Source organism: Streptomyces sp. NPDC053755, from assembly GCF_040677675.1.
In the GTDB taxonomy this organism is placed as follows: domain Bacteria; phylum Actinomycetota; class Actinomycetes; order Streptomycetales; family Streptomycetaceae; genus Streptomyces.
This window is the reverse complement of the sequence record NZ_JBFASK010000015.1, coordinates 125,980-139,348: the sequence shown is the minus strand read 5'-3', so window position 1 is coordinate 139,348 and position 13,369 is coordinate 125,980. Positions and strand designations below refer to the sequence as shown.

General features: G+C 71.4%; 12 protein-coding genes. 9 read left to right on the top strand and 3 right to left on the bottom strand.

Going from position 1 to position 13,369, the window contains the following annotated elements:
• Nucleotides 1-622: 622 nt before the first annotated feature.
• On the bottom strand, nt 623-976 hold the full coding sequence (locus tag AB0K65_RS16960) for a hypothetical protein (RefSeq protein ID WP_365717116.1): 354 nt from the start codon (nt 974-976) through the stop codon (nt 623-625).
• Nucleotides 977-1,502: 526 nt separating this feature from the next.
• Here AB0K65_RS16960 and AB0K65_RS16955 point away from each other — a divergent pair.
• Complete coding sequence (locus AB0K65_RS16955; protein ID WP_365717114.1) at nt 1,503-3,035, top strand: UDP-N-acetylmuramoyl-L-alanyl-D-glutamate--2,6-diaminopimelate ligase; 1,533 nt, start codon at nt 1,503-1,505, stop codon at nt 3,033-3,035.
• Between the two features lie 124 nt (nt 3,036-3,159).
• Here AB0K65_RS16955 and AB0K65_RS16950 read toward each other — a convergent pair whose 3' ends face one another.
• The gene (locus AB0K65_RS16950; protein WP_365717112.1) at nt 3,160-3,354 is read right to left on the bottom strand and encodes a DUF4236 domain-containing protein; all 195 of its coding nucleotides are present in this window, start codon (nt 3,352-3,354) and stop codon (nt 3,160-3,162) included.
• Nucleotides 3,355-3,766: 412 nt separating this feature from the next.
• On the opposite strand from AB0K65_RS16950, the gene AB0K65_RS16945 reads away from it, so the two are divergent.
• The 3 genes from AB0K65_RS16945 (at nt 3,767) to AB0K65_RS16935 (ending at nt 5,002) form a co-directional block, all read left to right on the top strand.
• A complete protein-coding gene (locus AB0K65_RS16945) occupies nt 3,767-3,910 on the top strand; it encodes a hypothetical protein (protein ID WP_365717110.1) in 144 nt (47 codons plus the stop codon).
• Nucleotides 3,911-3,997: 87 nt separating this feature from the next.
• Nucleotides 3,998-4,522, top strand: a complete 525-nt coding sequence (locus AB0K65_RS16940) for a GNAT family N-acetyltransferase (protein WP_365717108.1) — start codon at nt 3,998-4,000, stop codon at nt 4,520-4,522.
• Between the two features lie 204 nt (nt 4,523-4,726).
• Nucleotides 4,727-5,002, top strand: coding sequence for a hypothetical protein (locus AB0K65_RS16935; RefSeq protein ID WP_365717106.1), 276 nt, complete (start codon nt 4,727-4,729; stop codon nt 5,000-5,002).
• A 346-nt stretch (nt 5,003-5,348) separates the two neighbouring features.
• Here the strand turns inward: AB0K65_RS16935 and eno are convergent, their stop codons facing one another.
• Nucleotides 5,349-6,656, bottom strand: coding sequence for a phosphopyruvate hydratase (gene eno, locus AB0K65_RS16930; protein ID WP_365717104.1), 1,308 nt, complete (start codon nt 6,654-6,656; stop codon nt 5,349-5,351).
• 175 nt (nt 6,657-6,831) lie between these two features.
• On the opposite strand from eno, the gene AB0K65_RS16925 reads away from it, so the two are divergent.
• The 5 genes from AB0K65_RS16925 (at nt 6,832) to AB0K65_RS16905 (ending at nt 13,358) form a co-directional block, all read left to right on the top strand.
• On the top strand, nt 6,832-7,254 hold the full coding sequence (locus AB0K65_RS16925) for a MarR family transcriptional regulator (protein WP_365717102.1): 423 nt from the start codon (nt 6,832-6,834) through the stop codon (nt 7,252-7,254).
• A gap of 341 nt (nt 7,255-7,595) precedes the next feature.
• Nucleotides 7,596-8,240 (top strand): dihydrofolate reductase family protein, encoded by a 645-nt coding sequence (locus AB0K65_RS16920; protein ID WP_365717100.1) that lies wholly within the window; start codon nt 7,596-7,598, stop codon nt 8,238-8,240.
• 300 nt (nt 8,241-8,540) lie between these two features.
• Nucleotides 8,541-9,632, top strand: coding sequence for a PP2C family protein-serine/threonine phosphatase (locus tag AB0K65_RS16915; RefSeq protein ID WP_365717098.1), 1,092 nt, complete (start codon nt 8,541-8,543; stop codon nt 9,630-9,632).
• 415 nt (nt 9,633-10,047) lie between these two features.
• Nucleotides 10,048-12,645, top strand: coding sequence for a rifamycin-inactivating phosphotransferase (rph, locus tag AB0K65_RS16910; RefSeq protein WP_365717096.1), 2,598 nt, complete (start codon nt 10,048-10,050; stop codon nt 12,643-12,645).
• Between the two features lie 236 nt (nt 12,646-12,881).
• Nucleotides 12,882-13,358, top strand: coding sequence for a hemerythrin domain-containing protein (locus tag AB0K65_RS16905; protein WP_365717094.1), 477 nt, complete (start codon nt 12,882-12,884; stop codon nt 13,356-13,358).
• Nucleotides 13,359-13,369 lie beyond the last annotated feature (11 nt).

Here is a 13,369-nt window from a genome sequence, read left to right as displayed (position 1 = left end):
CTCGCTCGCTGCCGGCGGCACCGTCGGCCCGGGAGCGGGGGGCGCCGGGGCGACGGGCTCCGGCGGGGTGGGTGCCGGTGCGGAGAGTGCCGGTGCGGTGGGTGCCGGTGCGGTGGGTGCCGGCTGCGCTGCCGTCGGAGCCGTGGAGATCGGCTCGGGTGGGGACGGCTCGGGGGACGAGAGGGACGGCGGGGTGCACGCGGGGCGCGGCGTCGCAGGTGCCTCTTCGCCGTAGCCCATGTCCACCCATGCGTCCGGGGCACACACGGCCAGGCGATCGCCGGTGGCGGCGAGGTCCATGACCACGGCGACGTCGCCGTGCGGCGGGAACGGGCACAGGGCTGCCGCGGCCCCCAGACCGACACTGATCCAGCCGCCCACTCGTCGTTCCTCTCCGTTGCAGCCCGACGTCGTCCTCACGCCCCGAACGCGAAGGGGTGGGGATGCCGCCGCCCTCAGACCCGCCACCGCAGGTAACGATCATGGGCGGAGGAGGTCACGGACATCGGAGGCGCCGGCTGCCATCGGGGTGAACGCATCGCCTGCGCAGGAGAACAACCGCGGGCACCGTACGGTGCCCGCGGTTGCCGTGGGAAGCCGGCGTGCCCGGCCCCTCTGCGCCTCAGCGGAACTCGTGGACCACCTGGATCTCGCCGACGATGTGGGCGTTGAAGTCGTCCAGCTCCTCGGCCGGTACCCAGAGCTCGAGGATCGTCCGCCCGCCCGCCTGCTGGACGGGATACCGGCTCACGAACTGCGACTCGACCTCGAAACGGGTGACGAAGCCGGCGCCGTCGTGCCTCACGTTCCAGTCCCGCGCGATCCTGATCGCGTAGTCCTCGTTGAGGACCGGGTAGAAGATCGGCTGCTCGGGCAACCGAGGCGGCCAGGCACGCCAGTTCAGCTCCCGAACCAGATCCAGCTCCTTCGGGCCGGTGGGGCGCCACAGGGTCGTCGTGGCCTGCCGACTGGTCATGTCCATCGCTCTCGTCACGTAGGCCGCTCACGCACGGGCCCGAATGACCGGACGCTACCCCCGCCGAGGACTCGCCGGCCATGCGGTTTCCGGCGGCCGGCCATCGGTCCGGTCGAGACCACACGCAGCACTCCGCCGCTCTGAGCGCCCTGGTGAGGCGGTCGGTGGGCCGCCGGAACGGCCGTACACTCGCTCCATGGGTCGCACGAGGTGCACGAGGCAGGGCCTGTGTCAGGCCGCCTCGGGAGGGTGTCCTCCCGTCGTCGACCCGGCCGCGGCCCCGGACGTCGAGGCACCTCGGATCCGCCGTACCGCGCCGCACGGCCACGGCTAGCGCCACTCCTCCCCCGGCGTGGCGCGTTTCCATGCCGTGCGCCGGCCTTTCCCCCGAGCGCGCCCGCCCGGCCGATGGCCACCGGGCGGTCTCCGCCCTGCTCCACATCGTCACCGCAGCCCTCCGGCACTCGCCGGCGCTGCCGCCTGGCTATGGCCGCACGACCGGGCCGAGCCACCTCGAAGGGATCCCATGAAGCTGAGCGAGTTGCTGGCCGGTCAGGAGCACCACGTACTCCAGGGCGAGCCGAGCAGGACGCCGATCACCGGGGGGACGACCTTCGACGTGGACCGGGTGACACCCGGCTGCCTGTTCATCGCCGTGCCCGGGCACCGGGAGGGCGGGCCCGCCTCCGTGGCCCCCGCGCTGGCCCGTGGAGCGGCCGCCGTACTCGTCGACGGTACGCAACCGTCGTCGGTGGCGCATTGGCCGCCGGGCGCGTGTGCCGTGCGGGTGCCGGACATCCGGAGGGCGGCCGCGGTCGTGGCCTCCCGCTACTTCGGCGAACCGGGGCGGCAGATGGACGTGGTGGCGGTCACCGGTACCAACGGCAAGACGTCCGTCTCGTACATGGTCGAGTCTGCCCTGCGGATCTCCGAGGGCGCGAAGGTGGGAGTCATCGGGACGGCCGGCAGCCGGATCGGCGACGAGCTGATCCCGATGCCGCGATCGGTTCTCAGCACCCCGGAGTCGCCCGACCTGCAGTACGTCCTGGGGTACATGCGCGACCGCGGGACCGGCAGTGTGGTGCTGGAGGCCACGTCCATGGGCCTGCTGACCCACCGGGTGGACCGAACGTTCATCGATGTCGGGGTCTTCACCAACCTGACCCAGGATCACCTCGACGACCACGGGACGATGGCGGACTACCGGGACGCCAAGCTCCGCCTCTTCCAGGGGCTGTGCCGGCGTGCGGTGGTCAACGCCGACGATCCCGTGGGCGCGGGGATCGTGGCGATGATGCCGGGTGCGGTGACCACGTACGCACTCGACGGGCCGGCGGACTACCGGGCGACCGGTCTCGCGGTCAGCGCGTCCGGCACGCGCTTCACCCTCCACCACCGCGGGCGTACGTATCCGGCGTCGATCCCGGTCCCCGGGCGGTACTCGGTGGCCAACGCGCTCGCCACACTGGCCGCCTGCCACGTCCTCGGTCACGATCTGGGCGCGCTCGTCACCGCTTTGGACCGGATGCCGCCCATTCCGGGTCGGTTCGAGCGCTTCGAGACGCCGGGGGGTACCTCCGTGATCGTGGACTACGCCCATTCGCCGGATTCCCTGGAGAAGGTCCTGAGCACCATCCGCGGCTACGCGCGAGGCCGCGTGATCACCGTTTTCGGCTGCGGCGGCGACCGGGACACGACGAAGCGGGCGGACATGGGACGGATCGCCGGCACCCACTCCGACCTGTGCGTCCTCACGTCGGACAACCCGCGCAACGAGGATCCGGACGCCATCCTGGATCAGATCGCCCCCGGTCTCGCCGCGACCGGCACGGCCTTCGAGCGGATCGCCGACCGCCGCGCGGCCATCGCGTTCGCCCTGGCCGCGGCGGCGCCCGAGGACACCGTCCTGATCGCCGGCAAGGGCAGCGAGCCGCACCAGATCGTCGGCGAGGAGCTGCTGCCGTTCAGCGACATGGCCGCCGTGCGCGAACTCACCTTGGATGGAGGCCGTCCGGCCACCGGCCCCCGGCCGGCCGGTCCGCCGCCTCTCCGTTCGTAGCGACGGCAGCCGCGAGCCGCGCCCCCCCTCATCTCTTCTGGTACACGAAGGAGTCGCCGCATTCCGGAGGCATGCGAAGCCTGTCCCCCGGCCGGGGTTCCGGCTGTGGCGCGCGCGTTGCGGATCAGCCGCGGCGACTGGTCTTGCGCCAGCCGAAGGGGCCGGGCAGGTCCACCGAGGTGGTCCGGCGTCCGGTGGTGCTGTGGGTGCGGCGGGGGCCGTACTTGCCGCCGCCGGTGGTGATCGACCACGACTTCCGGTTGATGTTGAGCCGGACACCGGGCAGGATCCTGAAGCTCTTGCGGAATGTCAGCGGCATGACGTCTCGCTTCCTCGGTGCACGTAGGGTTGGGACGGCCCGACTGCCTTTGCGGTCAGGCCGGTTGGCTTACGTGTGTCCGGCACCGCCCCTTTCATGCGCCCTCCGCCGGCGCGGCGCCGTACCGAGCACCCGGGCGCACCCGTGGGACGGCACCGGTGGGCCACGCCGCCAGGCGCGTCGGTCTCGGCAGGGTGCGCCCATGGCGGAGACCAAGAAGAGGGCAACGACTTCCGTATCGACTGAGCGCTCCCCCCGATCCGGCGCCGAGGCCGACACCGGCAGGACCCTCAGAAGGCAGCGGCATTTTTCCGTTTTGCATGTTTTGCCGCTTTTGAGCGGGGAATCGTGCGGAGGTGCCGGTCACTCTCGGCCCGGCCCGAGCCACGCGGACAGCGGAAGGAAGCAGATCGTGAGCAAGATCGGCGGAGCGTTCAAGGTCATCCGAGGCATGAAGCAGGAAGCCGACGGCAAGGCACTGAGCGACCCGCGCCTCCGGGACGCCGGCCGCCGCCTCGCAGCGGAGGGGCACAGCGAACTTCGCCGACGTCGGTGATCCGTGGGCCTCGCACCTCCGGAACTCCGCCCAGGACTGCGCAGATCCCTCCGCAACCAGGCTGCACGCCCATGGGAGGATCGCCACGTGACCGATCTGCGTTTCCGTCGTGCCGATGCCACCGACCTGTCCACTGTCGTGCGTCTGCGCGACGATGCCGCCCGCTGGATGCTGGCCCGGGGCGTCACGGGTCAGTGGCGGCCCGGCGAGTTGGGCAGGGACCACTTCCACCGGATCCTTCGGAGCGGAGAGGTGTGGCTCGCGGAGGTCGCCGATCGCGTGGTCGGGGCCTGGGAGCTGTGGTGGGAGGACGAGGACGCCTGGGGGCCGCAGCCGCCGACCGCAGGCTATGTGCACCGGCTGATGGTGGACCACGGCAGTGTCCCGCCCGGAACAGGCCGACAGCTGCTGCGGGCCGCGGAGCGACGCGTGGCCGAGGCGGGTCGGGAATGGGTGCGTCTGGACTGTCTGGCCGACAACACACGTCTGAACGCGTACTACCGCGACGCCGGTTATCGGGCCGTCGGACGCAAAGGGGGCAAGCCGCAGCCGGGCGGTACGCCCAAGTCGTTCACGCTCCTCGAGAAGTCCGTACGGGACGCAGCGGCATAGCCGCCGTCTGCCCACGGGCTCTGGCGTACGAAGGCCGCAACGCGTCGGCGCTCGACAGCGGCCGCAAGCGGCACGTCCCCGAGGTGCCGCAGGTGCCGAGTGACGCGTTCACCCGCTGAGGAGAGGCTGGGCCGAGGAATCGCCCCGGCAGTGGGTTGGGCGCACCTCCGGGCCCGGCCCTCCGCGACCGGGCACAGTTGACCCATGCCTCTCCGGATGACCTGGTCGGTCGCACCCATCGCCTCGGCAAGCGGGAACGTAGACGACATCGAGGGAGCCCTCGAGGCGTTCGACAGGTCGGTACTGCGGATACTGGACGACTTCCAGGTGGTCACCGGTGTCCGCGCGGCAGCCCTGCGGGGTTCCGCACGGATCATGCGGGAGCGGATGCTCAGCGAGGGCCGCGCCGCCGTGGGCCGGGGGGTGCGGTGGACGGCCCGGGTGGGCGAGGTCGAGGTGACGTTGACGCCGGAGCGGTAGCCGACCGGCCCGCAGCGTTTCGAGGACGGACGCGGAGGCGAAGGCACTCGTGAGCGCGAGGCCGCCGGGCGCCTTCGCGGCCGGCCGGCAGATGAGGGGCCGGGGTTGCGCCGCTCCTCTGCGCATCCGCAACGACCGGCCCGACACCCTCGCGGGGTGACGCAGCCGTCCACGCCCGAGACGCGACGGCCGACGAGCGGCGGTCCCGAGGCCGCCGCCCGGAACCGGGCCGCCCCCGCCGCCCGCGAGGTCTACGCCGGAGCGGCATACGGTCGCCGCGGCGCCCCGGCACGCGAGGCGGGCCCCCGATCGCGCTCGGGGCCCACGTGCCCCCCTCCCCGCGCGTTCAGGCCCGACGCAGTGCGGAGCGGCCGGCGTAGCGTGCGGCTTGGCCCAACTCCTCTTCGATCCGTATCAGTTGGTTGTACTTCGCGGTGCGGTCGGAGCGGGAGAGTGAGCCGGTCTTGATCTGGCCGCATCCGGTCGCCACGGCCAGGTCCGCGATGGTGGTGTCCTCCGTCTCTCCCGAGCGGTGCGACATGACAGCCGTCCAGCCGGCCTGATGGGCCGTGGCCACCGTGGCCAGCGCCTCGGTCAGGGTCCCGATCTGGTTGACCTTGACCAGGACCGAGTTGCCGACGCCCGTACGGATGCCCTCGCGCAGCAGCGTCTCGTTGGTGCAGAACACGTCGTCGCCGGTGAGCTGGCAGCGGTCGCCCACACGGGAGGTCAGCTCCCGCCAGCCGTCCAGGTCGTCCTCCGCCATCGGGTCCTCGATGGAGACGATCGGGTAGGCGTCGATGAGCGTGGCGAGGTAGTCGGCGTTCTCGGAGGGAGTACGGCGTACCCCCTCGCCGGCGTAGTCGTACACCCCGTCGCGGAAGAACTCCGACGACGCCGGGTCCATGACCAGGCCGATGTCCGTGCCGGGGCGGTAGCCGGTGCTCTCGATGGCGGTCGTCACGAAGTCGAGCGCTTCCTCGGCTGTGCGCAGCGCGGGCGCGAAGCCGCCTTCGTCGCCCACGCCCGTGGAGTGGCCGGCGGCCAGGAGATCGCGGCGCAGGGTGTGGAAGACCTCGCTGCCCATGCGGACGGCTTCGGCGAAGGTCTCCGCGCCGACGGGCGCGATCATGAACTCCTGGAAGTCCAGCGGGTTGTCGGCGTGGGCACCGCCGTTGACGATGTTCATCATCGGCAGGGGCAGGAGACGGGCCTCGGCGCCGCCGAGGTAGCGGTAGAGGGGCTGGCGGTGCGCCGCGGCGGCGGCCTTGGCGACGGCGAGGGAGACGCCGAGGATCGCGTTGGCGCCGAGCCGGGACTTCGTGGCGGTCCCGTCGAGGGCGGCCAGTGCGGCGTCCAGGCCCGCCTGGTCCGACGCGTCCCGGCCGCGCACGCACGCCGCGATCTCTCCGTTGACGTGTGCCACTGCCCGGTCGACGCCCTTGCCGTGCCAGCGGGCGGAGTCTCCGTCGCGCAGCTCCACGGCCTCGCGGGCGCCGGTGGACGCACCGGAGGGGACGGCTGCGCGCCCCATGGACCCGTCGGCCAGGACGACGTCGACCTCGACGGTGGGATTGCCCCGGCTGTCGATGATCCGGCGGGCGATGACGGTCTCGATGGCGGCGTTGACGGTTCCGGGTGTCATGGCGGACATGGGAGGTCCTTCGCGTCGTCGTGTGTCGTGCCCCTGGCTGCGACAGCGCTGGCGCTGAGCCCGACAACCCAAACCATACAGCAAAACTGTACAGTTTTACTGTTCAGTCTGGCTGCACAGCTTCGCTGTACAGGTCAGGTGCACAGCTTTGCTGACCAACGGGGTAAAGTGCCCTATGCCCACCCCGGAAGCCGCCGCCATCGCCGCCGAACTGCGTACCGCGATGGGCAAGCTCACCCGACGCGTCACCCACGAGGACCGCATCCCGCTGGGCCAGGTCGCCGTGCTGGGCGCACTCGACCGCGATGGCGCCATGACCACCAGCGATCTCGCCGCCGACCAGCGCGTACGCCCGCAGTCGATGGCCCGGGCGGTGGGGCTGCTCATGGAACAGAACCTGGTCACACGGCGCTCACACCCCACGGACGGCCGCAAGACGCTGGTCGAACTGTCGGACGCCGGCCGGGCCGCGCTCGAAGCGGAGCGCAGCCGCAGGGCCGGCTGGCTCGCGCAGGCGATCGAGGCCGAACTCACGGCCGAGGAGCAGGTGTTGCTGGCCCGAAGCGCCGCGCTGCTGGAACGGCTCGCCACCCGGTAGGCACCTGACAGGCAGCGGCCGCGAGGCCGCGAGCCCTCCTGTCGGCCCGGCCGGAAGGCCGGGCAGGGCCCGTGCGACGACGGCCGAGGGCCGGCCGAGGGCTTCTGCCTGATGGACGGCAGGCCCGTCACTGCGCCGGCCATGCGCCCACCGGGCCGCTGGAGCGGGAAGCGGCCCGCCGGCCGACCGCCGCTCCGGCGCGGCACCCCGCTTCCGCCGCCCGACGCCGAGGCCGGTTGGGCCCGACGGGTGGGCCGGAAGCGGGCTCGGTCGCGGCGATGAGTCCGCAGGTACCCGGCGGTCTATCCCTTGAGGGAAGACCTACTCATCGGGAGCAAGCCATGGGCCTCATCCACATCGAACTGTTCGCGACCCTCGATCTCGTCGGGCAGGCGCCCGGCGGCCCCGACGAGGACCCGGTGGGGTTCCCGTTCGGCGGATGGCAGGCGCCCCTGCTGGACGAGACCGCCGGAGCGCAGGTCAGCGCCGCGTACGAGGGCACGGACGCCCTCCTGCTCGGCCGGCGGACGTACGACATCTTCGCCGCTTACTGGCCTCACCAGGAGGGTGGCGCGGACGACGACATCGCCACGCTCTTCAACAGCGTCCCGAAGTACGTGGCCTCCCGCGGCACGCCCGACCTCTCGTGGGCCGGGTCCACACAGCTCGGGGCGGACCTCGCCGCCGCGGTGCGTGAGGTCCGCGAACGGCATGAGAACGTGAAGGTCGTCGGGAGCCTGAACCTCGTGCAGACCCTCCTGCGCGAGAAGCTCTTCGACCGCCTCGACCTCTGGCTGCACCCCCTCACGCTCGGCGTGGGGAAGAAGGTGTTCGACGACGGCACGGTACCCACCAACGTCACGCTCCTCGCGCCCCCGGCAGCCGGGCCGAAGGGCACCGTATATCTGCGCTACGGGCTCGCCGACGGCATTCCCGCGACCGGCGACATGAGCGCCCCCGATCGCGGCGCCGGCAGCGGCGGCTGAGGTACGCCGCGCTTCGCGGACCCGTGTCGCCGCGCCACCGACACGGCCCTACCCCTGCCCCGCTTCGGGCCACGGGGCCGCGGCGCGGGGACAGTGGCCGGGACGTGCGCGCCGCACACGTGCGGGTGGCCCCGGGCAGCGCCTCGTGAGGCCCAGGCCCTCACCTGGCAAAGGTTGAGCAGTGAAGCGATTCGGCGACGGAGTCGGGCCCCCGCACACGTACCCGCCCCGGAGCCGGACAGCTGGAGGCCCCTGCGCATCGGAGCGCTATGCCCCTATTGCCCGGATATGGTGGTAAGCGTGATCGAGTCTGGACGGCCGCGGCACCGTCGGCGCTACGGCCGCGGAAGGTTCGTGCGGCTGTCGCCGGTCCTTCTGACCGTCGTCATCGCCAGCCTGGCGTACGCCACTCCGCCGGAGCTGGCCTTCAGCCGCCTCCTGCCCGCGGCGCCCGCCCTCGCGGCAGCCATGTGGCCGGTGCTTCCCACCGTGCTGCTCGGTACGGTCTGCCTCATTCTGATGATCGGCCTCGGCATGGTCTTCCCCGACCTGGGGACGTGGTGGACCGCCGCGGGAATCATCGCGGTCACCGTGGCCGCAGCGTACGGGAGCCATGTCCGGCTGCAGCGGGAGCGCACTCTCTTCCAGGTGCGGCTCGTCGCCGACGCTGCGCAGCAGGTCGTGCTGAGCCCCATGCCACGCCGCTTCGGCAGCGTCGAGATCGAGTCGCTGTACCTCGCGGCCGCGGCGGAGGCCCGCATCGGCGGAGACTTCTACGAGGTGGTCGACACGCCCTTCGGAGTCCGGCTGCTCATCGGGGACGTACGGGGGAAGGGACTGCCGGCAGTGGGGGCGGCAGCGGCGATCGTCAACGCCTTCCGGGAGGCGGCTTACGGCGAGAGCGACATGGTCGACGTCGCGCGCAGGCTGGACGCCAGCAGTACCCGTTACAACGCCGCCTTCCCGCCCGAGGGGCCGATGGAGCGCTTCGCCACCGCCCTTCTCGTCGAAATCCCGCATGAGGGCGGGCACATCAGCATCCTCAACTGCGGACATCCTCCGCCGCTGCTCCTGAACCGCGGGAAAGTCCGCGTCCTCGAGTCGGCCAACCCCTCGCCACTGCTCAGTCTCGCGGAGCTGATCGGCGATCGGTACACCATCGACACCTTCAGCCTCGCCCCCGACGACCTGCTCCTTCTCTACACTGACGGCATCGCCGAGGCCCGCGCCCGCGACGGTGAGTTCTTCCCGCTGACGGCGTGGATGCGCCTCCAGCCCCAGACACCACCCCGCGAGCTGCTCACGGCCCTCCACCGCGATCTCCGCCGCTACACCAGAGGCCGCCTCGACGACGACATCGCCGCCCTCGCCGTACGCCTGAGCGAGCTCTGAGCCACCGGAGTCCCGCGGGGCGGCCCGGACCGCCGCCGGGGATGGTCTCGGCTTCCCGCCCGGAGGCGCCCGAAGCCCACGTCAAGGCGTCGGTTCCGCAACGAGGCAAAAGAAAAAGGCAGGAGATCCCTCTCCTTGCCTCTCCCAAGTTATAGCGCACCGGGGGGCTTGCGGCAAGGCCGGGGGCGGGGCGCAGAATCATCGGGATCACGTCCGCCACCTGCGGAAACGGCGCTCACTCGGCGCGCGGGCGGAGACCGGATGACGAGAGAGGACCGACCTGCCGAAAAGAGCGCGACCACGCATGACGCCTGGGCCGATCGGAAGGCCGGACGAGCCGGCGGCGCCCGCTGCGGCGCCGCGTCGGTGTACGGCACAGCAGGGCAGCGGAGCCCGCTGCCACGAAGGGAACGCAGTGACCGAGCAGTACGTGTGGGATCTCCGAGAGGTCGACGAGACCCAGGCCGCGGCCGTCGGCGGCAAGGGCGCGCATCTGGGCGCGCTGTCGCGGATCGACGGCGTCCGCGTGCCGGCCGGGTTCTGCGTGACGACCGCGGCCTTCCGGCGGAGCGTGACGGGGGATCCGGCGCTCGAGCGTCGGATCGCCGAGCTGACGCGTACGGACCCGGACGACCGTGACGCGATCCGCGCGCTCAGTGCGGAGATTCGCCGCATCGTCGAGGAGACCGCCGTCCCGGGCGAGATCGCGGCGGCGATCACCGGCACGCTCGCCCGGCTCGGCGAGGAAGCGGCCTACGCCGTCCGCTCCAGCGCGACGGCGGAAGACCTGCCGACAGCGTCCTTCGCCGGCCAGCAGGACACCTACCTGAACGTCGTGGGTGCGCGGGCGATCCTTCGGCACGTCAGCCGGTGCTGGGCCTCGCTCTTCACCGAGAGGGCCGTGACCTACCGTCAGCGCCACGGAATCGACCACCGTACGGTCCACATGGCCGTGGTCGTGCAGCGGATGGCCTTCCCGCAGGCGGCCGGCGTCCTGTTCACCGCCGACCCCGTCACCGGCAACCGGAGGATCGCCACCGTGGACGCCGGCTTCGGCCTCGGCGAAGCCCTGGTCTCCGGCCTGGTGAACCCCGACGTCTTCAGAGTGCGAGACGGCGAAGTCATCGCCGAGACGATCGGCACGAAGCGGCTCGCCGTGCGTGCCCTGCCGGGCGGCGGTACGCGGGAGACGGCGATCGAGGCATGGCAACAGGAGCGGCCGGCCCTGACGCGTGCACAGGCCGTGCGGCTCGTGGACCTAGGGCGGCGGATCGAAGGGCACTTCGGCCGTCCGCAGGACATCGAGTGGTGCCTGGTGGACGACGACTTCCACATCGTGCAGAGCCGGCCGATCACCACCCTCTTCCCCGTTCCCGAGGCCGGTGACCAGGACCCACACGTCTACGTCTCCGTCGGTCACCAGCAGATGATGACCGACCCCATGAAGCCCCTGGGGCTTTCCATGTGGCAGCTGACCGCCATGGCGCCGATGCGCGCGGCCGGCGGAAGGCTCTTCGTCGACTCCACCCGCGCACTGGCCTCGCCCGCGAGCCGCGCCCATCTCCTCGGCCTCATGGGAAGGTCCGACCCGCTGATCACGGACGCGCTGCAGACCCTTCTCGATCGCGACGATTTCGTGCCCCTCCTCCCGGACGCGGTTCCCGATGGGCCGCCGGCCGGTGGTGCGCCTGCCCCGATCGAGACCGATCCCGCGATCGTCACCGAACTGATCGGACGCAGCCGGGAGTCCATCGCCGCCCTGGAGCGCGACATCCGGGGCAAGAGCGGACCGGAGCTCTTCGACTTCCTGCGGGAGGCCTTCCGGGAGCACAAGCGCGTCCTCGGCGATCCGCTCAGCATGCAGGCGATCATGGCGGGGATGGAGGCCACGTGGTGGCTCAACGACAAGCTGCAGGAGTGGCTCGGCGAGAAGAACGCGGCCGATGCGCTCACGCTCTCGGCGCCGGGCAATGTCACCTCCCAGATGGGTCTGGCTCTGCTCGACGTCGCGGACGTCGTCCGCCCCTTCCCGGAGGTGGTGGCGTTCCTGCGGGACGTCGAGGACGACGACTTCCTGGACGAGCTGGTCGAGGTCACGGGCGGACCCGAGGCGCGCGACGCCATCGAGTCCTACCTCGACCGGTACGGCATGCGCTGCGTCGGCGAGATCGACATCACGAGGCCGCGCTGGCGCGAGCGCCCCGCCACGCTCGTGCCCGTACTCCTCGACCACGTCGGGAACTTCGCGCCTGGGGCCGCCGCGAGGCGCTTCGAGCAAGGGCGGCAGGAGGCGCGGAAGAAGGAGCGGGACGTGCTGGCGCGCCTGCGGTTCCTGCCGGACGGGGCACAGAAGGCCGACGAGACCAAGCGGATGATCGACCGGGTTCGCACCTTCGTCGGGTATCGGGAGTACCCGAAGTACGCCATCGTCTGCCGTACCTTCCTCTACAAGCGGGCTCTCCTGGAAGAAGCCGAACGCCTCGTGCAGGCCGGCGTGCTCGCCGACAGGGAGGACGCCTTCTACCTCACGTTCCAGGAGTTCGACGAGGTCGTGCGCTCCCGGCAGGTGGACGAGCGGCTCATCCGGCAGCGCAAGGAAGACTTCCGCTCGTACCACGCGCTCACCCCGCCCCGGGTGCTCACGTCGGACGGCGAGGCCATCAACGGGGCGTACCGTCGCGATGACGCACCGGCCGGCGCCCTGATCGGCCTGCCGGTCTCCACCGGGACCGTCGAAGGGCGGGCCCGTGTCGTCCTCGACATGGCGGAAGCCGAACTGGAGGCGGGCGACATCCTGGTCACGACGTTCACGGATCCCAGCTGGTCGCCGCTGTTCGTCGGCATCTCGGGCCTGGTGACGGAGGTCGGCGGCCTGATGACCCATGGCGCGGTGATCGCGCGGGAGTACGGCCTGCCCGCGGTCGTGGGCGTGGAGCAGGCCACGCGCCTGATCCGGGACGGCCAGCGGATCCGCGTGCACGGTGCCGACGGGTACGTCGAGATCCTGTCCTGACCGACGACACGCCTCCCCCGGCTGTACGCGGTTGCCGCCGCGCTCGGTCACGACGTCCGAGGGCCCGCGTGGGGGCCATGGCAGCGGCCCCTTCAGGCGCACGCCGTCCGGGCCAGCGAGGGGATTGGTCCACTCGGGCGGCATCGGTGCGCCTCCACGGCAAGGAATCGCTTTCCGCGGGTAGGCGATGTCCGCACAGACGTCTCTCCCGTGAGCCGCATGTTCGGAGGAAGTTTATGGACGCGATCGTGCTTCTGCGTGACGACCACAAGACCGTCGAGAAGCTCTTCAAGCAATTCGAGAAGACCGGAGACGAGGACACCGGCGAACGGCGCAGGATCGCCGATCAGGTCATCGAGGAGCTGACCGTCCACGCCTGGATCGAGGAACAGGTCTTCTACCCCGCCGCCCGGGAAGCCGCGCCGGAGACCACGGACCACATCCTGGAGAGCATCGAGGAGCACCACGCGGTCGTGTGGATGCTGTCCGAGCTCAAAGGCATGGACGCGGCCGACGAGCGGTTCAAGGCGAAGATGAGCGTCCTGATGGAGAACGTCCGCCACCACGTCGAGGAAGAGGAGAAGGAGTGGTTCCCCGATGTCCGCAAGGCCATGGGCCGCAACCGGCTCACCGAGGTCGGCGAACGGCTGGAGGCCGAGAAGCCGAAGGCGCCGCGGGACCCGCTGGCCACTCCCAGCGCCGGCAGCCGATGACACCGGGGCCC

What these genes read in the sequence shown, in the direction of transcription:
- AB0K65_RS16920 (WP_365717100.1), top strand. Translation starts at nt 7,596, where the DNA reads ATGGGCCTCATCCACATCGAACTGTTCGCGACCCTCGATCTCGTCGGG.
- AB0K65_RS16955 (WP_365717114.1), top strand. Translation starts at nt 1,503, where the DNA reads ATGAAGCTGAGCGAGTTGCTGGCCGGTCAGGAGCACCACGTACTCCAG.
- AB0K65_RS16935 (WP_365717106.1), top strand. Translation starts at nt 4,727, where the DNA reads ATGCCTCTCCGGATGACCTGGTCGGTCGCACCCATCGCCTCGGCAAGC.
- AB0K65_RS16960 (WP_365717116.1), bottom strand. Translation starts at nt 976, where the DNA reads ATGACCAGTCGGCAGGCCACGACGACCCTGTGGCGCCCCACCGGCCCG.
- eno (WP_365717104.1), bottom strand. Translation starts at nt 6,656, where the DNA reads ATGTCCGCCATGACACCCGGAACCGTCAACGCCGCCATCGAGACCGTC.
- AB0K65_RS16950 (WP_365717112.1), bottom strand. Translation starts at nt 3,354, where the DNA reads ATGCCGCTGACATTCCGCAAGAGCTTCAGGATCCTGCCCGGTGTCCGG.
- AB0K65_RS16905 (WP_365717094.1), top strand. Translation starts at nt 12,882, where the DNA reads ATGGACGCGATCGTGCTTCTGCGTGACGACCACAAGACCGTCGAGAAG.
- AB0K65_RS16925 (WP_365717102.1), top strand. Translation starts at nt 6,832, where the DNA reads ATGCCCACCCCGGAAGCCGCCGCCATCGCCGCCGAACTGCGTACCGCG.